We start from the raw sequence: 24,725 nt of genomic DNA on the forward strand, positions 1-24,725 counted from the left end.
TAAGGAGAGTGTTACCGATGAGCATCAAGAATAAAGTCAGATGGGATATTGACCCGAAGCGTACGGCCGTCATTGTCGTGGATATGCAAAATGTGTTTTGCAAGGAGGATGAAGCGCTATACGTACCTCGTACCGCAGGCATTATTGAGAACATTCAGGAGCTTAACGCAGCCGCCCGAGCAGCCGGTATGCCGGTAGTCTATCTTCGCCACATCGTCCGTGGTGACGGAAGCGACACAGGGCGATTCCTGGATATGTACCCGAATGCCAATGAAATTCTCAAGCGGGGTATCCCTGGAGTTGAAATTATCGATGAACTGGCTCCGGAGCCGCAGGACATTATTGTAGACAAGCTATTTTATAGCGGCTTCCACGATACGGATCTGGACACCATATTGCGGGCCAACGATGTGAACACGATCATTATCTGCGGGACCGTCACCAACGTATGCTGCGAGACTACCGTGCGGGATGGAGCCCACCGGGAGTACAAGATTATTTTCCTGAGTGATGCCAATGCCCCGATGGATTACCCGGACATGGGCTGGGGAGCAATCTCTGCGGATGAGATTCAACGCACAACACTCAGCGTGATTGCCTACGAATTTGGCCAAGTTAGTCCAACGAGCGAAATTGTTGATGAGATCAAAGCCAAGACAGCACTATAATCTTCTAGTGCGAGTTCAAAAAGTTGGGGTTTACAGGACCGAGAAGGTTGGATGAAGCTGGGACTGAGTAGCGGAGCGTAGACAGATCTACGTGAGCAACTGAAATGTTTCTGCAAGAAACATACTACGGAAGCATACGCTAGGCCCAGCTGAATTCAAGATTCGATGTCGAATTTACTCCATGAACAACTCCGTCCTGTGAAGACGACTTTTGAACAACCTCTTCTATAGAAATGAACTGTGAACGAACCCATTACTCAATAACATTTTCAACACTTTAGCTTGAAAAATAATAAAACCGGGGGCCGCTGCATGGACTCCCGGTTTTGTTGTATACAATTATCTGGCCACCTTCTGCTTCTCCCGCAATACGCGCTGGATATCGCGCTGAGCATCGCGCTTTGCGGCGGCATCTCGCTTGTCGTACTGCTTTTTCCCCTTACCAAGGCCAAGAAGCAGCTTGGCATAGCCGTTGCGGATGTAAATCTTCAGCGGCACAATGGAATATCCCTCCTGCTTGGCCAAGCCGAGCAGCTTACTGATCTGTGCTTTATGCATCAGCAGCTTGCGCGTCCGGGTCGGATCGGTCGGATTGTGCCGATTCCCCTGCTCGAACGGACTGATATGCATATTGTGTATGTGAATCTCGCCATTACGAATGGTAGCAAAGGCATCGCCGATATTCACCCGGGCGTTACGGATCGATTTGATCTCCGTCCCCGTCAGCACCATGCCCGCTTCATAGGTATCCTCGATAAAGTAGTCATGGGAAGCCTTCTTATTCTGGGCCAGCACCTTGCCGTTGCCATCATTTTTCTTCGCCATGTCATCCTCCTTCTCCCGAGTGCCCCGAGCCTCGAAACCTTAGTCTATCTATATAAATTGAACTATTGAATTTTACGTTTTGAGGGCAACGTGTGAAGTGTGCTTACGATCGCTGTTGTTCGCGGATTTCTCTAATTGAACTAAGTTATTATAAGGTAGAAATCCACTCACAAAGGCGAACGCTTTCGCTTCTTCAGCACACTTCACACTTATGCCCTTTCTACGTAGTTTATATAGTTCTACTTAGTCTTTCACAGAGCTTAATTGTATCAACTCGACTGGGCAAAAGCAAGAAAGCTCTTTCTGCTGTCCCTTCTGCAATCGGGTTTGCCGGGCAATGGATTTTGTTCACCGGATAATCCCGATCAGGCCCAAACGGAAATTCCCTCCCCAGGAAGCGGAATCGTGACTGCGTATGACCTCCAACTCGCAGAGATGCTCGCCCATCGGCAAATCCTCTGCCAGTATGCTCAAGCGCAGCCAACCGTCCTTTCCCGCCCAGTCAGGGCGATCCCGCTGCTCCTCCATCCACTCGCCGCCATCGAAGCGATATCTGAATTCAGCAGAGGACTTGCCGAAGTCAAAGGCTAACACTGCGCCGCGTCCCGTAAATTGAAAATGCAGCTTGGCTCCCATGGTGCTCGTCTCCAACACTTGATCAAACCACTCATAATAGAGCCACCGCTTGGTAACCCAGTGACCCTCTAGCCTTACCTCATTCAGGGGTAACAGAGACACATCCTGCCAGTGGCGGGCGCACAGCGGTTCAGGCAACTCATGTTTTACCTCTGCAAACGGTATTGAATTCACAGCAATGCTATCCCTGCCCTCATTGATATGAGCTGATTCAAACCCATTGCCCAGCTGCTGCTCCAGAAAAGCTATCACACTCTGCGCATAACTGTAGCTGCCCCTTAAGGTGGGGTGCAGTCCATCTGGCAGCCAGTCCTCCCAGGACATCATTCCGCGTTGCACCTCCTCAAAGGCATGCAGACCCATCCAGACTGAATTAAGCCGATAGCGGTCAGCAAGCTGCTCAAGCTCAGCCACGGAAGCAGGAATCTGTCCGGACAGCACTCCTTCATACATTTTTTGGCAGATGGTATGCACCAGAACAATATCCCGCACAGGCTCATCCATGGTCTGCTTTCCTTCACCTTTGGCAGATTCACCTGCCAGCAGCTTGCGAATCAGCCCTTCTCTTGTTGCCATTCGCCGCTCGGTAGGCAAGTCATTATCATTAACAGCGTATTCGACAAAAATCAGATCACAGCCCCGATCAAGCAGATCCCGCTTGGCGCGCAGTACTGCCAGATCACTCCCTGTGGCGCCGATCGCTGCATTCTCAACGCAAATCCTGACTCCCTTGAATCGGTCCACCATCCATGCGGTCACTGGTTCAGGCCAATTATGTCTTGGCCTCCCGTCCGTGATAGAGCCTCCTATGAAGCCGATCGTCAGTTTCCCTTCCCTCAGCCGCTGCCCTGTACGGTTCAGTCTGCTGCGATGTTGACATACCTGCTGCCCTGTCCTCATCTTTTAACCTTCTTTCTATTTGATGCTTTCATCACAACGCCAGCTTCACTCGTCCTGATCTTGTTCTGCGTGCGCACCTCCCAACAAGGCGGTCTCGTGTCCCGCGCAGCCTGCCTTATTCCAAGTGCTTCAGCATATATGCAATATCCTGCTGTTCATAACCGGCTGGAGCCTGCAGGCTCAGTTGTCCCTCCGTATCCGGCTGAACCGTCTGTTTCGTCATTACTTGACCCTTCCAGGGATCGTACCAGGTAACTTCCGCCGCAAGCATTCCCCAATTCTCAAATACAATCTGCTGCTCCGACAACACTTCCTCTTCCGAGATTGCCCATCCATAAGAGGTGGACTCTCCTTGCATCATGAACCCTTCCAGCAGCTTGACCTGCTGCACGGGCGGATTTGAAGCAGTCAGCCTTACATTGCGCACGCTGACACGGACTGGCGCGGCCTCTGCGTCTGAGTCAAGATCAAAAATTTTGACCCCCATGCGCCCCATCTTCTGCAAATGATCCTTACTGACCTCCCCGTCCTGCCAATAGGAGCCAGACAAGTTTGAACCTAAAGGAACCTTCAGATTAATCCACTTGCCATGTTCAAGAGCTGCTGCCTGGTCATCTGCAGCTTCACGCCATTGTCCATCTGGATGAAGCACGATTTTGGCTTTCAGCCTATTCACCGAAGAAGGCTCGATCTCCGATTCTCCTTCTACCTTAAGCTCAAGCTCCAAATAGTCGTACCCCGACCAGTTAGGATCTGCCGGAATTCCCTCCAGCACCCCTTGTGCGTAAGAATCCGTTGCAAAGCGCATTTGTGTCTCAATCGTCAGATCACTTCCCTCACCAGATGAGTTCAGCGGATAGACGATCCCCTTCTCGTCCTTGTTGGCCTCTGCCCAGTCCGGGAGAAGCCAGCTGGAATACGTGTCGAATTGCAGCAGATTCACAGAGGAGAGCTTGTTCTTCTCTCCCCACTTCGTCACAGCCAGGCGAGGGGACCGATTCTCCGTATAATCCATCTGCTCGGCGAAGCGCGCAGCGTATTTCATAGACTCCAGCATGCCTTCATCCATATGCTCTTCCATCCACCAGGTTGGAAAGCCCGCCAGGCCATTGCTGTACGCAGCCCAAATCGCCTGATGAAATACTTTACGATCCGTGATATTGCCTGTCTCTCCAATCCAGATCGGCTTCCGGTATGACTCGAATCGCAGTTGAACATCCTCTGCATAAGCAGAATAATGAAGATCATAGTAATTTTCGCGGTCCGCAATATCTACGGTTTGATAGGCATAGTCCCAGTAATCCTCGCGATTCCCCGCCATGGATGCCATGGTAGGATGACGGTAAGGATCATTTTCTTTGAAATAGCCATCTACCCGCTTCAACCAGTCATCTGCCTCAGCAGGATTGCCAAGCATGTGGCCGTCTGTGCCATTCACCTCGACAATTAAATCCCAGATGCCAAGCGACGGGCTATGACCCCATCGGGCAATCATATAGCGGTACAGCTTCTCTTGATAATTCCACATTTCCTCGCTGTTATAAAAATCTACCGCTTCTCCTAATTTTGAGTAAGCACTTTGACTCCACGTCGCCGGCCAGTTGATCTTATGAGCCAGGGAATCGTGCGGCCAGACCGCGAAGTTCATCTGCATATCCCGTGCTTCCAGCCAATCCAGCACCTCGTCGATTCGATCAGCCTTATTCATATCATATCGTCCCGGTCCGGTCTGGAAGGACTCCAACTGCTCACGGCCTCCGCCATTGCCTGCACCATCATAATTTCCATTCCAATACGTGATAATATTGACTCCAGCCTCGGAGAGCTGATCCAGTCTGTCCTCTGTCACCTGCCAAGGATAGGCCACGGGAACAGCAACGAATGCCGTCCCGTCACGATATTGAAGAAAACGGCCGCCCTCCTCTGGAACGGTTAGCCCCCCGCGGATCTTAAAGGAGGGTTCCACTGTAAACCCAAGTTGCTTATACTCCGATCTTCCTTGTTGTGTAACAAGGTGCGCTTGATAAGCCCAGGCACCTGGTTCATCAGGGGCAAATCGAATAAGCCAGCGTTCCCCGTCATAAAAGCCGTTAATATTCCACTCTGCCCCGGAGGGAGAGGTAAACACAGCACCCAGGTCTACCTCACCAGGATCATACGGGTTCTGAAATGTTCCTGTCAGCTCCAACACGATTTCATACTTTTCATATTGACCTACCGACTCATTATCGGCATATATGCGTTTAATACCTGTATCTGACTGTTCCGCAATCGGCTGATTCGCGTTCACTTCAGCACCTCCATTCTTCATCTCCGAGACGATCAGCAAGGCTGCCCCCAGAATAATGACGCCAATAACTCCGCATATAATCCAGAGCTTTATCTTGCTCCCAAATACCGACATCACACCACCCGCTTCCTTCAAGCGGCGGAAACCACGCAGAAATCGATTAAGACGGATTTCCTCGCATTTTCTTAGCCGACAATACCGCTGCGTTCAACACTTTCAACAAAATAACGCTGAACAAACATATAGAGCACAATAAGCGGTGTAATGACAAGTAAAATACCCGTATCCACGATCATTGCAATATAGTTCGGATCAATCTTGACGTTCGGATCATAGCCGCCCGGCAGCATCGACTGAATTACCGTGTTGGCATTCGCTGAAATCGATGCGATCATTGTCGGCATCAGATTCATCTGGCTCATATAGAGCGAGGTATAGAATGAATCGTTATATTGCCAGACGAATGAGAACAACAGCACCGTTACGAGCGGCGGTACAGCATTCGGGAGCATAATGCGGAAAAAGGTTTTGAAGCCGCCAGCGCCGTCAATCAATGCTGATTCCTCGATCTCCTTAGGCAAGTTGCGAAAAAATTGACGAAAAATATAAATGAATAGTCCTGCCTTGATGCCATTCGCCGTCAATGCTGAGATCGTCGTTGGCCAATAGGTGTTGATCAGATTGACCCCGTCCTTGCCAGTAAGTAAATGAATAAGACCCAGGAAATCAAAACTGCGGAAATGAAGATACATCGGCACCATCAGCGTGTTGGCAGGAATCAGAATTGTGAGCACAGCCAGGGAGAACAAAATGTTTTTCCCAGGAAAATCAAATCTCGCAAACCCGTACCCTGCCAATGCACACGACATCGTAGATAACAGCATCGTTATTGTAACGAACAGCAGCGTATTGCCGAGTGTCGGGAAGTAGTCCAGCACCTTGACCGCAATCTTGATATTCTCCCAGGTAAAATGCTGGGGAATCAAGAAAATCGTCGGGTTATAAATATCCTGCTTATCCATCACGGCGACAGATATTTTCCGGATAATTGGATATAAAATAATAAAGCAGATGCCGATCACAATCGCGTATCTGAACAAAGACCAGAGTGCATTCTGCAGCTTGCTTCGCAACCGATGTCCCTGATTTCCTGTCACCATGGACTGTGTATCGGATACCCATTTTTGCAATTGCATAACTGTTCTCCTCTCTGGAACACCACCATTTTAGTTGTAATAGAATACCCTGCGCGAAACCGTGATTCCAACAACAATCAGCATGATGCCGATGACTAGCGTATACAGCCAGGACATAGCCGCACTCAGTCCGAAATCCTGGGTCGTAAATGCCGTCGTGTAAATGGTGCGTGTAATTGGGCTGGTTGTAAAGGAATCGATAATGGTATAAATCATATTTGTCAGGATCAGCGGACTGACCATAGGAAACGTGATTTTCCAGAAGGTCTCATAGGCGGTCGCTCCCTCGATCTTGGCAACTTCGTACATGGTCCCTGGAATGCCTTGCAGGGCCGCCAGGAAAATGATAATCTGCACCCCGGAGCTGCTGACAATATCGTAGATACGCATGATCGCTTCGGTTAAATAGTCAATGAACCCCGTCGGAATACCCAGATCCAGCAGCATCATCACAATAAAGTCGCTGTTAAAGCTGGACGCGGCATTGCCCATCTCATTAATGGCATTGCTATCTCCAATCAGATTGATCAGGCCGGAAGCCTCGGCTGCCGCAATCGCATTGGAGGCCAGAATAACCGGCAGGAAGAAGATCGCTCTCGCTGCCAATCTCCCTCTGAATTTCTGATTAAGCAGGGTTGCCGAGAACAGACTGAAGAACAGGATCAACGGCACATTCACGATCATGTCCACAATCGATTCCGTCAAAAGACGATTAAAGGTAGGGTTGATCATTAATGCATTTTTGAAGTTGCCCCAGCCGATTGCCGCAAGCTCATAGCCGCCCTCCACAATGGTCAGCTTGCTGAAGCTGAAGCGAACCGATTGCAGAAGCGGATACAGGAATAAGAATATAAAACCGATCAGCCACGGGGAAATAAATGCAATGCCCAGCAGGGACCTTCTTCTTGCCAATGTCCAATGAAAGTTCTTCACCGCATGTTCCCCCCTGCTACATAATCTTTTGCTTCAATGACATGTCCGTCTGTCTGTACCTCATAATCGTTATAGTTAACGATCGTGTACGCTCCATTTTCGTATACCGTCTTATATACACCCTCCTGCAGCATCTGATGGTCAACCATATTCACGGATTGCAGCGGGCCGAGCACCTCATTGGCTTGCTTATACATTTCAGCTGCTGTCTCCAGCCAGGAGGTATATTGGGTAGAGTACAGATAATCAAACGCAGTGAACTTCACTTCCGATGAATCCGCCTCTGTGAACACAAAGTACGGTGCGGCACCGTATTCAATAACTTTAAGCAGAGCCCGTTCCTTGTCTTGATCAGCCTGCAGATTCACTGGCTCTCCCGCATAACCGATATACCCGTGCAGCACCATCTGATAGAATGGAACCTCTTCATCCAAAATATTAAATCCGCTATAACCGTCAGGCGCCCTGACTACATAATCGGCATAAGGCAACGCATAGCTATTGCCGCCTTCAATAATCAGACGCTCCTGCTGATGATGAAGCTTCGCAAGCTCTCCTTCAACAATCTCTTTAGCCAACTGCCGATGAACCGGACGGCTTACCCGATAGTCTCCATTTAGCTCATCCCCTAGGTCACGCAAGGCAATACCGCTTACCTTCAGCTTGTCAGCACCCTTCAGAAATTGATCGATAAAATAGGGGAGCTTGGCCGGAGATAGCAGATAATAACTGCCATACAGCCCTGAGCTCATTCGGTTCACATCTCTGCGGTAAGGGGACTGCTCCGCCACTTCACGGGTAATAAAACGCGCCGCGTCCTGAGATGGAGAGAAGCTGAGCGTATCATGATACACTTTCTGGAAGGCTACATCCGCATACAGCCCGCCGCCTTGTTCCTCCAGCCAAGAGGTGAGCTCCGCCAGCTCCTTCTTGCTTCCGACCTCTCCCTGTAAAGCCGCAGCGGATGGCTTGTGATTCATGCCTCCCTTGGACCAGCCTAACAGGCGCATTTGCAGATTGGATATGCCCGCGGCATTCAATTCCTCACCGATCTGCCTTGCTTCCTCTAATGTCGTTAATGCCGTAATATCACTATACGGGACTCCTAGGAAGGAGGACTGTCGTGTAATAGCACCTACTACATCCACGTGAAAAGGCAGATCCGGGCTGTCCGATGAAGCCTCTTCCACGGCAGCATCCATCGTACCCGATTCATTGCCTGCAAGCAGCTTCTCCTGATATCGCTTGGCCATGCCGGCGTAGCTTGCCTCGTCACCCTGCAGGAATAGATATTCCACCTGCACGTCGCCTTCATACTTATCATTAGAGGTAAGGCGGACCTGTGTCAGCTTATTGCCTGACATCATCATCAGATCATCCTCGGCTCGAATTTCGAAGCTGGAATAGACATGATTAAAAGCGTTCAGTTTGCCGCCGATATCCGCATTCACACTGGAAATTGCATCCCCGTCCTCAATGACAGCGAACCATGCCGCCGCTCCATTCTTCAGACCATATACCGGCAAACGGGCACTCTGCGCCACCTGGAGCCGATTGCGGCTGCTCTGGGTATGATCTCCTCCGTACATCGCCTGCGAATACCGATCATCGGTCACTTTGCCGTTATTGAGATAAATCAGAGCTCCCGAGCCATCCGGAACTAACATATAGCCTGAAGCCTCCGGACCTGCTGCTCCGAAATATTCCAAGAGATGAATCCTGTGCAGCGGATAAGCCGGGTTCTCCTCTACCTTGGACATGGGAATTCTCACTTGAAGCCCGTTACCGCTCAACCGATACTCCAGCGGCACGACAAAAGCAGGCTTCGAGGACATCGTGCTGTATTCCACCTCGTTCTGCTCATTATCAATCGCCAGTTGCTCCTCGTCATATCCCGCCTTTTCGAAGGCCGCCAGCATTTTGTTCAATACGAGCTCCTTGGATACCTGTTCATCCAGCCTCTCCAGCAGATTCGGGTTATCCTTCACCTTGTAATACCGGAGCGATACATATCTGGCTGTCTCTTCATCCAGCTTGCTTAGCACCGCTTCTTCCAGACGATCCACGGTAATATATTTGGGCAATTGATCCAGCTTGTTGGAGGTGTCCCCCAGCGTGTAGATCACTCTTACCCCGTTATCAATGGCCTCTGCGGTGAACTGTCCGTTCGCGGCACTGTCCGGATAACTGCGGAACTGGAACAAATTCGTCCGGGCATCCCTGTACTCCAGACTGAATTGAGACGATAGGGATTCCTGCTCATAAAGGCTTGCTGTAGTATCCTCCCCCCGATTCAGCGGATTGGAATACCAGATGCTGCCGCTCTCGTGATCCTTGACAGCAATCTCTGCCGTTTCCGGTGAGTAATACAAACCCAGACTGCCCTGAACCGCCGTCAGCTTCATGCCTGCCACCCCTCCTGCCTGATCTGGCAGGAAGGTCAATTCCTTGCCTTCTTCATAGGATTTGGCTGACGGAGTCTGCTGCAGCTTTGGAGAGATTGGAGCGCCGGAATACAGAACGACAAAGAGTATCATCGCAGCACCGGTCAGCGCAGCTATACCTCCCCATAACACACCCTTTTTGTTCTTCATATTCTACTCATCCCTTCTACTTCCGGAAGATCAATTCAGTATAGATGTTGGCCGCGAAATCTATAATTTGCTGAAACAGGGAATAAAGCAGCATCATTAGGAAAATCACAACCGCTGCCATCAGAATCGTAAGGAACATCGTCACCAGTGTCTTGCTTACCTTGTATTGATGCACCGTCATCATCCCTACAATTAACAGGCATACACTCCAGATCAATGCGATTGAATTCAGCAAATAATAGAACGCTGACTCTTCCTGCGTAAGCACATTGCTAAGCAGGGTTGTCGGATAGTAGATAAGCACAATCGGAACAAGAGAATAAGCCGTTGCCATCATAATGTCCTTAAGCTTTCCTTCCCCCTCCACCAGGGTACATACGGACCAGTTGGAGATGCTCCAGAGAAAGAAGGCGAACAGAATCTGAGTGATATCACTCAGGCTGTTCAAAGTTCTCGGATCAATAAAGTTCACCAGAAATCCCGCATATTGTTTCTGCAGAATGAACGCGCCAATCACAAGCGCAACAATTAACGCAACTACTCGAAGTTTGCCTTTGTTCTCATATTTCATATCCCAGAAGCCGTCAAAGGGATGCACTATAACATGCAGGGGAAAAGTTAAATCCTCCTTCTTCATGAACTCAACCCCCCTTGTCTTCTTTTTCTAACTATCTTCAGGGCTAGGGTACCCGCCGCGAGCAGCGCAAGAACGGTTAGAACCGTGCTGAATGACTGCTGCATCAAGTCCTTCCTGTGTCTCTTGAAGGCAACGGAGTAGTAGTCGCGATCCATTCCGAGCTTGAAATACTTCATAGCCGCCTTGTTGTTCTTCTCCAGCAGCATCGCCTTTCCAATCCCGATGTAGGCAATATCATAATTACTGTTAAGCTTAAGGACTTCTTGCCATACAGCCACTGCCTCGTCCTCATCCCCGGCCGCATGCAGCTTCACAGCTTCATTCACTTTTCTGCCGAATTCAGTCGTTCTGAACAAGGTAATTTGACCATTCGTTCGATCCAGCAGGATCAGCCGATCCCTCCATTCATCGATGGCCGTCACGGATTTAAAGGTTCCTGCCTGATTCCCTTTTCCTCCAAAAATGTACAGCAGGTTGCCCTCTCCGTCATAGGTGAACACCCTGCCGCGCAAGGAATCGATCATACTGAACATATCTCCGTCGCGCACCTTCACATCAATAATCTTGGACGGTCCGGCCTCTGTGCCCATACCAGCCATTCTGAAATAGTTGATATCGCCCTTCACATCAAAATAGCCATAGCGTTTCAGAACATCATGACCCGACGGACTAAGACGTTTGATCGGTTCCTTGGATTCCACATCTATATTCGTGGCATACAGGAAGCCCTTCGCGTCAATATCCAGATTAGAGAATTCTGTCGGTACAAACAGCGCCATCTTGGCTCGCTGCTCCTTGGTTGAAATCATCTTCCACATATAGTCGGCGGCGCTAGGATTGACATTGATCGTCCCGATGTACCCTATGAAGCGGCCCTCGTTATCAAACTGCATAAGCCCCTCATATACACCCCTGGCTACAATATAGACCCGATCCGCGTTGTCCACCGCCAGCTTGGTGGGATTAAATACGAAGTCGGCAGCAAGCAGGTCAGATTCAGGATTCTGAATGATGGCATGAAGCTCGCCCTCTTTCGACAGTACAACAACGCGGTGGTTATCCGTGTCTGCGATATAAATCTCACCATCTCCGGTAATAAACATTCCTTGCGGATTATTAAAGTGCTCCTGCTTGCCCTCCAGCATGAAAGAGGAGATAACACCGGCAGAGCGTCCCTGATCATCCACGATAACAATCCGGTTATTGCCGCTGTCCAGGACGTATACGTATTGCTCCTGACTAACTACAAGGTCAGAGGGGGTCTTGAAATCTCCAACCCCAAGGCTGCGTCCCGACCACACCTGATCCGGCAAATAGGCAGCTGGAGCAGGCACCGGCTCCTCCCAGTAGTTATAGTTGTAGCTCTCATAAGGAACGTTAGCCGAGGCAGGGACAACAGGGCTCATAACCAACAGGGCAGCCAGTATGGCGAACATCACTTTCGTTCTTAATCTCATTGTTCTCATCCGACCCTACTCCTTCATCCCGGACGTAGCCATCGTCTCGATAATCTGGCTTTGCGAGAAAATAAATACCGTGATCGGCACACTCATCAGCATCAGCGCCACCGCCGCTCCTACACCGGCACGGGCAATTCCGCCGAGCACGATCTGATTAGCTGCGTAGTTCAAGGTCTTTAATGCTTCGCTATAAATAAACGAGCTGTTATCAGCGCCCCACAGCATCTGGAACAGCAGAATAATTAATGTCATCCATGCTGGCTTCACATTCGGCATAACAATGGACCAGAAAATGCGATATTCGCTCGCACCGTCTATTTTGGCGGCCTCCAGCAAAGCGTCCGGAATTTGCTCCATAAATTGCTTCATCAAATAGAGTCCAAGCGAATAGGCAAATGCGGGAATAATGATCGCCCAATACGTATTGACCAAGCCGAGCCACGACATGATCATATAGTTAGGAATCGCCGTGACCGCTGGTGTGAACATCAGGGATAATACAACCACCTGAAACATGGGGCCTCTGCCTGGAAAATTATGCTTGGCCAAGGGGTACGCTGCAGCGGAGGCCAGCAGCACATGCCCGATAATTCCCATCCCGGTTATAAATACCGTATTGAAAATGTATCTGCTGAACGGAACCCACGAATCTCCCAGCAGCTGAAACAGATCCGCGAAGTTATCCATCGTCGGATTTCGTACAAACAGCCTCGGCGGAAAGAGAAAGATTTCATCGAGCGGCTTGAAGGCGTTATTAATAGCATAGACAAGCGGCAGGGCCATGAAGGCGCCGACGACGGCAAGGAAGCCGAACATCGCTATGTTGCCGCCCAGAGAGCGATTTATTTTTCGATTCCGTCTCGGCAGCTTTAGCTTCAATGGAAGCTCCATCCCTATTCACCTACCTTCCGCAGCATTTTCTGTACGAATAGGTTCGTACTCAGCATCAATATAAACAGGACCGTTGCAATCGCCGATGCAAAGCCCATCTCAAAGCGAATCGTGCCAAAGTCGATCAAATGCGTGACGATCGTCTCTCCGGCATAGTTCACACTCGGGAAACCCGCGAGATTAATCGAGACATCAGCTACGGCAAATGCCGTTGTCAACTGAATCACTGCACCGAACATCAACTGCGGACGCATCGAAGGCAAGGTAATGTACCACAGCTCCTGCCACCGATTGCGAATCCCGTCTACCGCACCCGCTTCGAACAAGGTTCTGTCCACGGTCTGGAGGCCGGCAATAAAAGCCAGGAAGCCTGTTCCCAGACTGAGCCACAATTGAACGATGATAATAATGGGCATAATATATGCTTCTGTCTTGAGCCACAAAATCGGTTCAATAATGATGCCTATCTTCATCAGCAGCCCGTTAATAATGCCATACCTGTCGCCCGAGAACATGATCTGCCAGATGAAGAAGATGTTCCCCGAGATGGACGGCGCATAGAATACCAGTGTCATAAATGCACGCAGCTTTGGTGACAGCTCATTAATCAGCCAAGCAAAAATGAAACACGCAATATAGCTGATCGGACCCGTGATCGTCGCCAGAAGCAGCGTATTTTTGACAGCAATCAGAAAGATATCATCCTCAAGAAATAAACGGGTATAATTCTGCCAGCCCACAAATTTTGGCATTTCAAGCATATTAAAGTGAGTGAAGCTGATCAGAATCGACATCAATACCGGCAGTACAGTAAACATGGTGAATAAAATAGCATAGGGTGCCAGCAAAATATAAGAGTGCCGATGTATAACCAGCGCACGCTTGAATCTGGAATATAAGGATGTCTTAGGCTCCTTGGAAGGATAAAGGACATCCCCTTTTTTCTCATTCATTAGCGGTGAATGTGCCATAGATATCCCCCATCATTGTCCACTGGAATTAGATAGCCCGAATTCTTTACGCTTCAAGGTAATCTCATCCTGGATGTATTCTACGTAGTCCATGATCGCTTCCCGGGCCGGCACATCTTCATTTACCGCCTGATAAAAGGCATTGACCAGATGTCTTCCCGTGAAGTAACCCCCCGGAACCTCGGGAATCCCCCGCACGTCCTCCAATTGCTCCGTTAAACTCTGATAATCTCGAATCGGCCAAGGCAACTGCTCCAGCGCGTTGATATTAGCCGTTGGATAACGGGCCGCGGCCCCCATAAGTCCTTCCATCTCCCTGCCGAATCTCGTCTGGATCTCTTCGCTGGTCCACCATTTCATGAACTCCCAGCCCGCTTCCTCATCCTCAATCCCCTTGAGCATAATGAGACCCGTGCCCGAGGCAGGCGTATCGCGGTGAATAGCTCCATCTTCGCCCACCGTGCCCGGAATCGGCACGAACTCCCATAGTCCATTGATCTCAGGCGCAAAGACGGATAACTGGTTGTACATGGTGTAGTCGGCGATGCCTATGGGCATTTCGCCTGTACGGAAGCGATTGGCAAAGTCAAATTCCTTATCCAGCTTGTAGTCGGTGTAAAATTCAGTCCAGGTCTTGAATACCTCAATACCGGTCTTGGAATCCAGATCGGACTCCTGCCCCTGATTACGGTAAAATTGCCCGTTATTCTGGAACAACAGCGAGCCGTAGATCGGATTCGGCGGAATATTCTGGCCGGCATATTGCGGCTGCAGTGTTAAGGGCAAGCCGAATTGCATATGGCTTTTGCTCAACACGGACAGCATGCTGTAGACATCGTCCCAGGTAATGGGGATCTCCAGGTTCAATTCCTCCAGAATATCCTTGCGATAGAACATCATATTGAAGATTTGCTGCTCCGGCAGAGCGTATACCCCTTCGCCATAGCCATAAGGAACCATGGCGCTCTCCCTGAAACGCTGCGCAACCTCATCAAAGTCATCAAATTTGGATAAATCCTTCACTGCATTACGCATCGCATAGTTCACAGGGATATCGTTGCCGACACCCATGGCAATATCCGGACCTTGTCCTGCCAGTGTAGCCTGGAGCAAGGTATGCATCGGAACGAGCTCCAGGTTCACCTGAATGCCTGACTCCGGAGTGAATAACTCATCAATCATCGCCTTTAGTGTCTGGGACTGATCTCGACCCGAGCCCACCCAGACTGTGATGGTACGAGCGTCGCTGCTCTCGTCGCTCACATCGCCGATTCGGTTATAGTCGATGAAGAACGAGTTGAAGAAAGTCGCCATTTCATGCTTCGCCTTCGCAAGCCAGGAGTTGTTTGACTCCGGAAGCTTCTGATCCGGCGACACAATGTAAAGGGCATCCAGTTGCAGCGGCTGCTCTCGGGCTGTTAGCATCCATGTCCCCAGCCCCCCGGCATTTGTCTTCAGCGAGGTTAACTGCTGCGGAATTTTATCCGGCCGATCGACCATCTCGTCCAATTGATCTCTCATTGTGAGAAGGAGCGCTTCTTGGCTTCCTGTGTTATTAGAAATCTGCTTCAGGCTGTCAATAACTTGATCAAGACGATCCCGTTCTGTCTGTAATTTCTTGATGAGATCAGGGATTTTCTTCTCCAGTTGGTAATCGCGATAGTTATCCGGACTTGAACTCGTGATCATCAGAATTTGCCGGTAGAGTGCATTAATATTGAGCAAGCTTTGCTCTACATCGTTAATCATGGGAGCCATGCTGGCTAGATTAACCTCCAGGGATATTTCGTGGCGCCCTTTGGTGAGGTAAAACAAGTAAGGCTCTCCCTCTCCCTCTTGTTCGCCCAATACCTCCATACGCCAGTTGCTCTTGTATTTGAACTTGACCTCGCTCACTTCCTGAAAGGGCGTGACGCCGTCAATCTTCAGTTTTCTTGCAGAATAGGTTCCTCTTACGAAGCTCTGCTTCGTATGCATGCCGATGTGATAGTATCCACTTTCAGGAATCTCGATCTCCCAGGTAATCCATTGGCCAGGCAAGCGCCAGTTATTGCCGCCAATCGTATTCATCTTCACTACGGCCGCACTATAAGGCGATATCGCAGAACTGGAGCGGTCTGTCAGCGGATAGAGCGTCGGGGAAGATTTGTAAGTCGCATCCTCCGCCTGAATTTCGAGCATGACTCCGCTGGTATTCTCTGCTCCTGCAGCTTGCCAATCTGCGAGCACCTCTTGATAGGAAGAAGGTGTAGCCTCCTGAAACCACTTCAAACTCTTGAGCATAACAGGCTCGCGTTGGGATACGAACGTAAGCTGGTGCCGCCCAGCCGACAAGTATATCCGATACGGATCCGGATACTTGCCATCCGTGTCAGCCATAGTCAAGGTTCGCCACATCGGCTTCTCAATTTGCTGCGGTCTAAGATCATTGCCTTGATTATCTACCTTGATCTCATCGTATCGATTGCCCCATACGCGAGGCAATTTTAAATAATTCGCTTCAAAAAAGGGCAGCTTGCCATCCAGCAGGATGGTGCGTTGGATATCTGTGCTCTTGCCGGCAACAGGATAATATTCTACGGAAAGGTTATACAGTCCCGATTCAGCCACATCAAATTCCCAAGAAATCTCCCCCTCTTCGTCAGTAAGCACTGACCTGCCGCTCATGCCTTCGTAATCATTCTTAATCACCGGCACCATTCCGTCAGCAGACACATATTCCGCCGCCTCAATAATGATCTCTGCATCAGGGGTCTTTGCTCCCTCAAAATTCTGCAAGTAAGCGGCATACAGAACTCGATTGCTAAATTGGTCTGCAGCAGGCAGCTGTTCCAATAGCTCCTGTGTCTTGCCTGCCTCTCCGGCAGCTTGCACCAGTACGCCTTTGGTAGAAGATAACGGGGATATAACGAGCAATGCCGTCAGTGCAGCAATCCCCCATGTTCTGATCTTCATTCTCAATGTCAGTCCCCCAGTCCTTAACCTAACATGACCTGCCGGCAACCATATTCCCGGTTCATATGCATGCGTCCTGACCACAGGCTGCCCGACAGCAATGAGGAATCCCGCCCTTACATAGGCAGGATTCCTCATCACAACACAATCATTGGTTGCCTAAAGCATCCACTGCTGCCTGCGCTTGCTGTTTGTATTTTTCCACCGTCGATGTCACTGAAGCATTCTTGGAGATAATCTCTTCAACCACAGCGTAGTAAGGGAAATCCGGATAGGCATCTTCCAATACCGGCATGCCCTTGTTAGAAATGTGCTGCAACAGCATATTGATATCTTCCTCGTGCTTGTAGATTCCTTCCAGCCATACCTGCCCCGGGAAATCTTCTAACGGAGGGATGGTGAACATTTCTTCGTAGATCTTGTATACCAACTGCGGATCTTTTACACCTTTCGGAATGAACAGCCCCTGCCCGGCAGAATCTGCGTATGCATATTCATCGCTGCCATTCGGTCCTTTTGGAATTGGAACGATCCCGAAGTCGAATTGCAGGTCGCTGACCATCCACTCCGCCGCAATAAACATCGCTACATCGCCGTCTTTAAAGGTTTCGGTCTCAGTCCATTCCATGCTGTTGCCCGTCTTCACCTTAACAACCTTATCTACGTTATATAGCTTGTTAACAAATTCCATAGCCTCGATCATCTTGGGATCACTAAGCATTTCTTTCCCGGCAACCTCATCAACAGCCTTGGCAGCGTTACTCGCAGCAAAATGACGAACAATATCCAGTCCCCAGCCGGAGAAGCCCCAATAGTCATTCTTGCCATCGTTGTTCGTATCTTTGGTAGCCTGCTTGGCAAGCTCCTCAAATTTCTCCCAGCTCCATTCTCCGTTACTGTACAATTCCTTCGGATCAGGCAAACCAAGCTGCTTGAAAATTTCACGGTTGTACATCAGCGAAGTACCGGTGTTGCCCGGACGATTAAAGGAGTAATAATCGCCGGCCAGCGGCGCATTTTTCTTCACCACGTCCTGTGCATTATTGATATTGCTGTCCGCATCTGTGAACTCCTGGATCTTGAGGAGCTGCTCCTTCAAAATGGCAGGCAGCGCAGATTTGTTCTCCAGCATCACAATATCGGCAAACGGCTCACCGGCCAGCGTGGTTGTCGTGAACTTATCCATATAGTTCTCAAAGGGCACATTCACGAACTCTATGTTGACGTTGTATTTTTCCTTTACAGTCTCAATCTTCTCCAGCTCCGCCTTACTGGAAGCCGAATCGCCTAATGGAGTCATATCCCACCATGCAGAGATACGAATGGTTCGTCCTCCCATATCGATGACCTCTTCTTGCTCTTGCGGCTGCTCTTCCGCTTGCTGGTTGTTTGCAGCATTCATATTTGAGCTCGTATTGTTAGTCTTATTGTTGGCTTCGCCGCCAGAACATGCACCCAATATAACGGTCATCAGAATAATCAGACTTAATGACAGCGCTTTCTTTTTCTTGATTAACATAGACATCCTCCCGTTTTTCTTTGAGTATTTTTTGATTCCAAATTGAAGTTTTAAAATGGGAATAACAACTTAAATAGAATGCATAACAAACAAAAACAAAAACAAACAAATAAAAAATAAACCATGAAAGTAAGCGCATACATTATATCTTTTAAAAAACCGAAGTCTTCCACTCACTCCCCTTCTTCAAAATACCCCTCACTGGACAATACATCGTGTTAAAAGCTTACTCTGTATAAAATTTATATGACGTATATAGGGATATATTACTACTGCCTGGAGAAAAGTCAATATACTGTTTGGCTAATTTAAATAATTTTCAATAACAAATACATAACAAAAAAATCGAAAATTAAATTACCTTATATCTCAAAACCAACAAAAACAAAAAAACAGTGGAATTCTACTCCACTGTTTTTGGCTTTATTATCCTGATATTAAAGAATTGACTCTCTTACAATCACTTCACCCGTCAGCATTAGCTTGCTGTAACATTGCTCCCGATTGCGAACTCTGTAAAGCAGCATTTCAACTGCTCTCTCCCCCATAACTTCCTTGGGAACATGAACCGAGGTCAGTCCAGGTTCTATCCGCTCTTTAAAGACGGTATCATCAAAACCAGTTACAGCACAATCCTCAGGAATTCTGAGTCCGCGCTGCTTCAGCGCATCATACACTCTCAAGGCTACAGCATCATTGGCACATACAAAGACTTGAGGCAGCTCTTTGTCTGGGATTGCCATCACACTATCGTATTCATCAAGCACTTCAGGACACATCAATTGCGTATTCTGCCGATGTTCAATATTATATTCGTTCAGACTATCCTTAAAAGCACGCCAACGCTCTTCAAAACTAAAGGAATAGTTAACTTTGCCTACAAATTGAAACGTTTGGTATCCTCTGCCGATCAGCTTAACCACAAGCTGCTTCATCATAAAATAATTATCTACAAAAATACCATCACAGTGCAAAGCTGGGTCAATGTGATCTATCATCACTAACGGAAGCTTCATGCTCTGCACTTCCAGTAACATCTGTGTAGAGACCATGCCTACCGAAATAACTCCTAAAATCATCTCGGGGTTTAATAAACTTGCCAGGCTATCTTTGGACACCTGTGTTAATGTAACGATAGTCAGCCCATTTTCGTCCAGCTTTTGTGAAATAGAATCGAAAATAACTCCCCAAAACGTATTTTCCGTATTTTGATAACGTATGTTTGGAAACAGAACCAGCACCGTCTCCGGGCGATGCGTCGCCGATGCTGACAATTGAGGACTATGTATAGCAGGCTTCACATTACGGAAGAATCCCAGATCCCCGGCAATTTTGATAATATATTCCCTTGTCTGCTCACTTACACCTGACTTACCAGAAAGGGCTCGTGATACAGCAAATTTCGATACCCCTGCCATGTCTGCGATCTGTTGCATCGTGACCTTTCTACGCACGCTAAACTCCCCCGTCAATTCTTCGTGTATTGCCATGAGGCTTGCTCCATATATTGCATAGAATAACATAACAACATAACAAATGCACAACAATCATATTATTATCCCTATGTTAACTCGTCACCCCGCTCGCATCCGCTCAAGCCTTCCCCCGCGGCAGCTTATCCGCATAACGCTTGCGCAGCTCGCCCAGCGCCTCCAGCCTGGAGATCACCTGCTCCCGGTTCAGCAGCCCGATGCTCAGAATCATTTGCTCGATCAGCAGCAGCGGCGTAACCATCGAATGGAACTCCCCCATCTCTCCCCGGCTCACATAGAAGGCCGCATCCACCTTTGCCCCGTACCGGAACTCCTCGCGATCCGTAATCATCACCGCCGCACAGCCGGCCCGTCCGATACAATCCAGCACCACCTCGGTTTCAGGCAGCAGCCGGGTAAAATGAAACAGCACCACCACATCGTCCTCCTGCACCTGGGCAAGCGACTCCAGCACCTCATGCCCGCTGGCTGCCATCATCCGCACCGACAATCCGAAGCGGGACAGCCGATAGGTCAGCAGCTCGCCCAAGGCCACCGCCGGTCCCGGCGCATACACATAGACCCGCCGCGCTCCCGCCATCAGCGAAGCGGCGCGCTGAAGCTCCTCCGGCTCGGTCTGCTCCGCCGTCTCTCTTAAATGCACCATCGCCTGCTCCAGCATCTTCATCGGCAGACTCGCCTTATCAAGCCGGGAGATCGTCGCCTCCATTTTCAGCGCTGGTGTCGTATCCAATGCCGTCCGCAGCTTCTGCCTGAATTCCTTGCCGTTCTCATAACCCGCAGCCCGCCAGAACCTCGACACCGTCGCAATGCTGATGCCCAGCCGGTCGGCAATCTCCTGCTCCGTCATGAACAGCACCTCGTCCGGGTGGCGCTCGATGAAACTAACGATCTTCAAATGTCCCGAAGAGAATCCCTTTCGATCCTTAAACATCCCCTTCACCCGCTCCTGCAGCATTTACAGCCCCACTCCCTTCATCCGATCCATTGGCCCTATTCTAGCACCCTACTGTTATGTAAATTATATTACATCATTTTCACCATGTAAAAATTATTACACACCCATGACAAAAACAACCTTTTCTGTTAACACTCCGCCCTTACACTGAAACCAATTCCACCTGAAGGAGGCGTTCCTGTTATGAATTCAGTCATGAACCGCAAGTCGGTCTACACCTTAACCTCATCCCAAAAAATGATGATCTTCGTCCTCTCCATGTCCCTCTACGGACTGTCCAACATGTTCACCGAGCTGATCCCTTCCCTGCAATTGGGGCCGATCGAGCTGTCTGTCGAGTACTTTGCCTTCATCCCGCTCACCCTGTGCATGCTGTTCCATCCCTTCTATGCCGCCATCGGCGCCGCACTCGGCGAAGTCATCTTCGGCGAGCTCATGCTCGGACAATTCGGCGGGCTCGGCGAGGTCGAGAAATTCCTGACCTTCTCCTTTGCCATGTACGTCGCGGGCCGGCTGGTCCGCAATCCCCAGAACCGCGCCCAGGTCGGCATCGCTGCCATCACCGGCGTCATCATCCACCAGCTGTGCAGCACCCTCGTTGACATCGGCAAAGTCTGGATCGGTGTCGAGGAATTCGAAGCCGTGCCCGGTCTGGCCGAGAGCGTCGTGATCGTCGAAGGCGTGAGCTTCCTGAATGATGTCCTGTTCTCGGGAATCCTGTTTGCCCTGCTTCCTACCCTGTATCTGGTACCCCGTCTCTATGGAAAAATAGAACCCCTGCTCGGCATCAAGCCCCGGAAAAAAGATACCAAGTACGAGGCGGCAGGCATCATCTCCCCCAAGCTGGTCCTGACCGGGATCCTGCTTGCCTTACTTGCCTTCGGCGCCGAATCCTTGTCCGAGACGGACTGGAACCTCGCCGAATGGGACAGCGGCTGGGCCGATCAGGCCGGCAACACCGCGATCTGGCTGAGCCTTGGCATTGCCGCCGTCATCGCCGTGATCGTCCTCCTGCTCATGCGTTCCCGCAAGACACGGCAAGGAAACGCCGATACCGGAGCCGGCGGAGGCGTGCCTCATGCCTAATATGCCTGCTCCCTTGCCGCAGGAGCCTGACAACCAAGACCAGCCGCTCATACAGATCTCGAGTGTCTCCTTCACCTATCCCGGCTCAGAGCAGCCGGTGCTGAACGGAGCCAGCCTGGCCCTGAAGCCCGGCAGCTTCACCGCGATCATCGGCGGCAACGGCAGCGGCAAGTCCACCCTGTGCAAGCTGTTCAACGGACTCATCCCGCATTACTATTCGGGCGATTTTGAAGGCGAAGTCCGCGTAGCCGGTCTGTCCGCCCAGGACAGCACCGTCGCCGAGCTCTCTCGCAAGGTCGGCTACGTGTACCAGGACTTCGAGAATCAACTCGTCCGGCCAACCGTGCTGGATGAAGCCTGCTTCGCGCCGCTGAACTACGGGCTGCCCGATTACCGGGCACGGGCTACCCGGGCCTTGGAGCTATGCGGCCTCACCCCGCTGGCGACCCGCTTCATCTGGGAGCTGAGCGGCGGGCAAAAGCATCTGCTCGCCCTCGCCGGCGCCCTGTCGCTGGAGCCGGACATTCTCATCGTCGATGAACCCGTATCCCAGCTCGATCCCCAGCATGCCCGCCAGGTCTATGAGGTGCTGCGGCGCCTGCACCGCATCTATGGCAAGACCATCATCGTGATCGAGCACCATGCCGAGTTCATCGCCGATTACTGCCATGATGTCTGCCTGATCGAGCAAGGACGCGTAGTGTGGCAGCTTCCCGTTCACGAGGCCTTGAACCGGCTGGATGACTTGCACCGCCTGGGCATCCAGCCGCCGGAGGTTACGCAGACCGCCGCCGCGCTCACCGCTCTGCAATGCGCAACCCTGCTTGGAGGCGAACAGAACCAGCAAGATGCGGTTGACTCGCTGCGCGCCGACCGATCCAACCAACAGGACGTGACAACCTATCCGATTACGACCGAGGAGGCGCAGCGGTACTTTGCGCGTATGCTCTCGGCTCCAATTGAACTCTTCGGGCGGCACAAGCAACAGGATTCACCACCGCCACAGGCATCACTTCCAGCCGCTGAATCTCGCACCGTGATCTCGCTCAAGCAGGCAGCGCTAACCTACCGGACGATCCGCAAGACCGATCACCCCGTCCTGCGCGGCGTCAGCCTGGATATCGCCGAAGGCGAGCGGATCGCGCTCGTCGGCAACAACGGAGCGGGCAAATCCTCGCTGCTGCGCCTGATCGCCGGCATCGCCAAGCCGACCGCCGGCACGGTCAGCGTTCTCGGGCAGGATACCCGCACTGTCTCGCTGGAGCAGCTGTCCCGCGACGTCGCCTTCGTGTTCCAGAATCCCGAGGACATGTTCATCGAGGACAGCGTCTACAAAGAAATTGCCCACTGCCTGAACAAGCGCAGCTACGAGGGCGCTGAGGCAACCGTCGAGCGCATGCTCCGCGCCTTCCGTCTGGAGGAGCTGCGCGAGCGTGACGCGCGGCTCCTCAGCGGCGGGCAGCAGCGCCGCGTTTCCTTGGCGATTGGCGCCGCGACTACTCCAGCCGTCATGCTGCTGGATGAACCAACCGCCAATCTTGACCTTGCCACGCGCGAGGAGCTGATCAGCACGCTCCAGGAACTGGAGCAGCATGTGCGCACCGTGCTCATCGCTACCCATGACATGCAGCTGGTCAGCCGCTGGGCTACGCGCGTCATCGTGCTGCATGAGGGCAGTGTCGCCGCCGACGGAACGGCGGCCGAGGTGTTCGCCGACACCGCGCTGATCCAGCGTGCCGGACTTGCGTTAACGCAGACGATGGAGCTTTCCGCCGGCCTTAATCTGCGGCCCCATTGCTCCGATCCTGCTGAGCTGGCCGCCCGCATTCATCGCATTCTTTTAGCAAAGGAGTCCCTGCCCCATGGAGCTCGTCCGCAACTGGTTTAGTAAATTTTCCTTAGACCGTATTCAGCTTGAGCTGATGAACACTGCCTATGGCAGCGGCCATGCCTCTCTGTCCCGGCTTGATCCCCGCGGGCTGCTGATCTGGTACCTGTTCTTCGCCATCGTGCCGTGGTTCGTGAACAGCCTGACTGTTCTGGCCGGCATGTGTCTGTTCATGATCGTGACCACCATTCTGTCCCGGGTCACCCCTTTTATCATTCTGGTGCTCTGCCTGGGATTGATCGGCCAGGTCGGATGGCTGTTCATCATTTCGCTGTTCTTCGGCGGTGACATCTCCTCCGCCCTCCCGCTGCTCAAGCTTACATTGAAGCTGTCTGTCGTATCGCTGGCCAGCATCACCGTCTTCTCCGGCTTAGACCCCGAGAAGATCAGCGACGGCCTGCTTGCTCTCGGCATTCCGGCTGCCTTTTCATTCAGCCTGTCTTACGGCTACCGGATCCTGCCCGTGCTGTTCGAGGAATTCCGCAATGTCCTGCTGTCCTACCGGCTGCGCGGCAAAGCACCTTCACGCCCAGGACTGCTTCACTGGCGAATCGGCGTCTACTATTTAAAGCTGCTCGTCTATGCGTTCTTCCCGCTCATGCTGGCGACAGCCAAACGCTCCCGCACCACCGTGGAAGCATTGGAGACGCGCGGCTTCTCCTACGGACTCAACCATCCTGTGGCCAAAAAACTTAAGCTATCTCATTTACGCTTTCAAATGCGCGATATCCTGTTTCTGACCGGCTCCGCCGCTTACCTGACCCTGCTGTTCTGGATCGGATAAATACGAGGATAAGCGGCACGCGGCACGAGCCCTACACCATT

Annotated in this window: 18 protein-coding genes; 4 read left to right on the forward strand and 14 right to left on the reverse strand. The window is 50.9% G+C overall.

Annotation, left to right across the window (positions count from 1 at the left end):
* The first annotated feature begins 17 nt into the window (after nucleotides 1-17).
* Complete coding sequence (locus tag KI362_RS05930) at nucleotides 18-668, forward strand: isochorismatase family protein (protein WP_212940448.1); 651 nt, start codon at nucleotides 18-20, stop codon at nucleotides 666-668.
* 339 nt (nucleotides 669-1,007) lie between these two features.
* On the opposite strand, the gene smpB is transcribed toward KI362_RS05930, so the two are convergent.
* From smpB to KI362_RS06000, 14 genes are all read right to left on the reverse strand, one after another.
* On the reverse strand, nucleotides 1,008-1,493 hold the full coding sequence (smpB, locus tag KI362_RS05935; RefSeq protein WP_044480643.1) for an SsrA-binding protein SmpB: 486 nt from the start codon (nucleotides 1,491-1,493) through the stop codon (nucleotides 1,008-1,010).
* A 348-nt stretch (nucleotides 1,494-1,841) separates the two neighbouring features.
* Nucleotides 1,842-3,029: an SGNH/GDSL hydrolase family protein gene (locus tag KI362_RS05940; protein ID WP_301625605.1), complete on the reverse strand. Its 1,188-nt coding sequence runs from the start codon at nucleotides 3,027-3,029 to the stop codon at nucleotides 1,842-1,844.
* A 115-nt stretch (nucleotides 3,030-3,144) separates the two neighbouring features.
* Nucleotides 3,145-5,433, reverse strand: coding sequence for a DUF5060 domain-containing protein (locus tag KI362_RS05945; protein WP_301625607.1), 2,289 nt, complete (start codon nucleotides 5,431-5,433; stop codon nucleotides 3,145-3,147).
* Between the two features lie 71 nt (nucleotides 5,434-5,504).
* Entirely contained in the window at nucleotides 5,505-6,515 is a 1,011-nt protein-coding gene (locus KI362_RS05950) for a carbohydrate ABC transporter permease (RefSeq protein ID WP_301625609.1), read from the reverse strand.
* 30 nt (nucleotides 6,516-6,545) lie between these two features.
* A complete protein-coding gene (locus tag KI362_RS05955; RefSeq protein ID WP_301625610.1) occupies nucleotides 6,546-7,448 on the reverse strand; it encodes a carbohydrate ABC transporter permease in 903 nt (300 codons plus the stop codon).
* On the reverse strand, nucleotides 7,445-10,042 hold the full coding sequence (locus tag KI362_RS05960) for a DUF5696 domain-containing protein (RefSeq protein ID WP_301625612.1): 2,598 nt from the start codon (nucleotides 10,040-10,042) through the stop codon (nucleotides 7,445-7,447). Before KI362_RS05960 ends, KI362_RS05955 begins: the two co-directional genes overlap by 4 nt.
* Nucleotides 10,043-10,058: 16 nt before the next feature.
* Nucleotides 10,059-10,679: a Yip1 family protein gene (locus KI362_RS05965; protein ID WP_301625614.1), complete on the reverse strand. Its 621-nt coding sequence runs from the start codon at nucleotides 10,677-10,679 to the stop codon at nucleotides 10,059-10,061.
* Nucleotides 10,676-12,145 (reverse strand): NHL repeat-containing protein, encoded by a 1,470-nt coding sequence (locus KI362_RS05970; protein ID WP_301625615.1) that lies wholly within the window; start codon nucleotides 12,143-12,145, stop codon nucleotides 10,676-10,678. Before KI362_RS05970 ends, KI362_RS05965 begins: the two co-directional genes overlap by 4 nt.
* A gap of 6 nt (nucleotides 12,146-12,151) precedes the next feature.
* The gene (locus tag KI362_RS05975; protein WP_301625616.1) at nucleotides 12,152-13,030 is read right to left on the reverse strand and encodes a carbohydrate ABC transporter permease; all 879 of its coding nucleotides are present in this window, start codon (nucleotides 13,028-13,030) and stop codon (nucleotides 12,152-12,154) included.
* A gap of 2 nt (nucleotides 13,031-13,032) precedes the next feature.
* Nucleotides 13,033-13,983 carry a carbohydrate ABC transporter permease gene (locus KI362_RS05980; protein WP_301625618.1) on the reverse strand — a complete coding sequence of 317 codons (951 nt, stop codon included), beginning with the start codon at nucleotides 13,981-13,983 and terminating at the stop codon, nucleotides 13,033-13,035.
* A gap of 30 nt (nucleotides 13,984-14,013) precedes the next feature.
* Nucleotides 14,014-16,956, reverse strand: coding sequence for an extracellular solute-binding protein (locus KI362_RS05985; protein ID WP_301625620.1), 2,943 nt, complete (start codon nucleotides 16,954-16,956; stop codon nucleotides 14,014-14,016).
* 148 nt (nucleotides 16,957-17,104) lie between these two features.
* Nucleotides 17,105-18,475 carry an ABC transporter substrate-binding protein gene (locus KI362_RS05990; RefSeq protein ID WP_301625622.1) on the reverse strand — a complete coding sequence of 457 codons (1,371 nt, stop codon included), beginning with the start codon at nucleotides 18,473-18,475 and terminating at the stop codon, nucleotides 17,105-17,107.
* A gap of 437 nt (nucleotides 18,476-18,912) precedes the next feature.
* Nucleotides 18,913-19,965, reverse strand: coding sequence for a substrate-binding domain-containing protein (locus tag KI362_RS05995; protein WP_301625623.1), 1,053 nt, complete (start codon nucleotides 19,963-19,965; stop codon nucleotides 18,913-18,915).
* Nucleotides 19,966-20,068: 103 nt separating this feature from the next.
* On the reverse strand, nucleotides 20,069-20,926 hold the full coding sequence (locus KI362_RS06000) for a MurR/RpiR family transcriptional regulator (RefSeq protein ID WP_301625624.1): 858 nt from the start codon (nucleotides 20,924-20,926) through the stop codon (nucleotides 20,069-20,071).
* A 183-nt stretch (nucleotides 20,927-21,109) separates the two neighbouring features.
* Between KI362_RS06000 and KI362_RS06005 the strand changes: the two genes are divergently transcribed.
* From KI362_RS06005 to KI362_RS06015, 3 genes are read left to right on the forward strand one after another with little or no spacing between them, the layout of a single operon-like run.
* Complete coding sequence (locus tag KI362_RS06005) at nucleotides 21,110-22,012, forward strand: cell division protein FtsQ (protein ID WP_301625626.1); 903 nt, start codon at nucleotides 21,110-21,112, stop codon at nucleotides 22,010-22,012.
* Entirely contained in the window at nucleotides 22,005-23,900 is a 1,896-nt protein-coding gene (locus KI362_RS06010; protein WP_301625628.1) for an ABC transporter ATP-binding protein, read from the forward strand. The genes KI362_RS06005 and KI362_RS06010 overlap by 8 nt, the downstream gene beginning before the upstream one ends.
* Entirely contained in the window at nucleotides 23,875-24,684 is an 810-nt protein-coding gene (locus KI362_RS06015; protein ID WP_301625630.1) for an energy-coupling factor transporter transmembrane component T family protein, read from the forward strand. Before KI362_RS06010 ends, KI362_RS06015 begins: the two co-directional genes overlap by 26 nt.
* The last annotated feature ends 41 nt before the right edge of the window (nucleotides 24,685-24,725 follow it).

Origin of the sequence: Paenibacillus apis (genome assembly GCF_018333295.1) — a bacterium.
Classification (GTDB): Bacteria; Bacillota; Bacilli; order Paenibacillales; family Paenibacillaceae; genus Fontibacillus; species Fontibacillus antibioticophila.

Coding starts and splice junctions, on each gene's coding strand:
- KI362_RS06005 (WP_301625626.1), top strand. CDS start 21,110: ATGAATTCAGTCATGAACCGCAAGTCGGTCTACACCTTAACCTCATCC.
- smpB (WP_044480643.1), bottom strand. CDS start 1,493: ATGGCGAAGAAAAATGATGGCAACGGCAAGGTGCTGGCCCAGAATAAG.
- KI362_RS06000 (WP_301625624.1), bottom strand. CDS start 20,926: ATGCTGCAGGAGCGGGTGAAGGGGATGTTTAAGGATCGAAAGGGATTC.
- KI362_RS05930 (WP_212940448.1), top strand. CDS start 18: ATGAGCATCAAGAATAAAGTCAGATGGGATATTGACCCGAAGCGTACG.
- KI362_RS05940 (WP_301625605.1), bottom strand. CDS start 3,029: ATGAGGACAGGGCAGCAGGTATGTCAACATCGCAGCAGACTGAACCGT.
- KI362_RS06010 (WP_301625628.1), top strand. CDS start 22,005: ATGCCTAATATGCCTGCTCCCTTGCCGCAGGAGCCTGACAACCAAGAC.
- KI362_RS05970 (WP_301625615.1), bottom strand. CDS start 12,145: ATGAGAACAATGAGATTAAGAACGAAAGTGATGTTCGCCATACTGGCT.
- KI362_RS05975 (WP_301625616.1), bottom strand. CDS start 13,030: ATGGAGCTTCCATTGAAGCTAAAGCTGCCGAGACGGAATCGAAAAATA.
- KI362_RS05950 (WP_301625609.1), bottom strand. CDS start 6,515: ATGCAATTGCAAAAATGGGTATCCGATACACAGTCCATGGTGACAGGA.
- KI362_RS05980 (WP_301625618.1), bottom strand. CDS start 13,983: ATGAATGAGAAAAAAGGGGATGTCCTTTATCCTTCCAAGGAGCCTAAG.
- KI362_RS05985 (WP_301625620.1), bottom strand. CDS start 16,956: ATGAAGATCAGAACATGGGGGATTGCTGCACTGACGGCATTGCTCGTT.
- KI362_RS05960 (WP_301625612.1), bottom strand. CDS start 10,042: ATGAAGAACAAAAAGGGTGTGTTATGGGGAGGTATAGCTGCGCTGACC.
- KI362_RS05995 (WP_301625623.1), bottom strand. CDS start 19,965: ATGGCAATACACGAAGAATTGACGGGGGAGTTTAGCGTGCGTAGAAAG.
- KI362_RS05990 (WP_301625622.1), bottom strand. CDS start 18,475: ATGTTAATCAAGAAAAAGAAAGCGCTGTCATTAAGTCTGATTATTCTG.
- KI362_RS06015 (WP_301625630.1), top strand. CDS start 23,875: ATGGAGCTCGTCCGCAACTGGTTTAGTAAATTTTCCTTAGACCGTATT.
- KI362_RS05945 (WP_301625607.1), bottom strand. CDS start 5,433: ATGTCGGTATTTGGGAGCAAGATAAAGCTCTGGATTATATGCGGAGTT.
- KI362_RS05965 (WP_301625614.1), bottom strand. CDS start 10,679: ATGAAGAAGGAGGATTTAACTTTTCCCCTGCATGTTATAGTGCATCCC.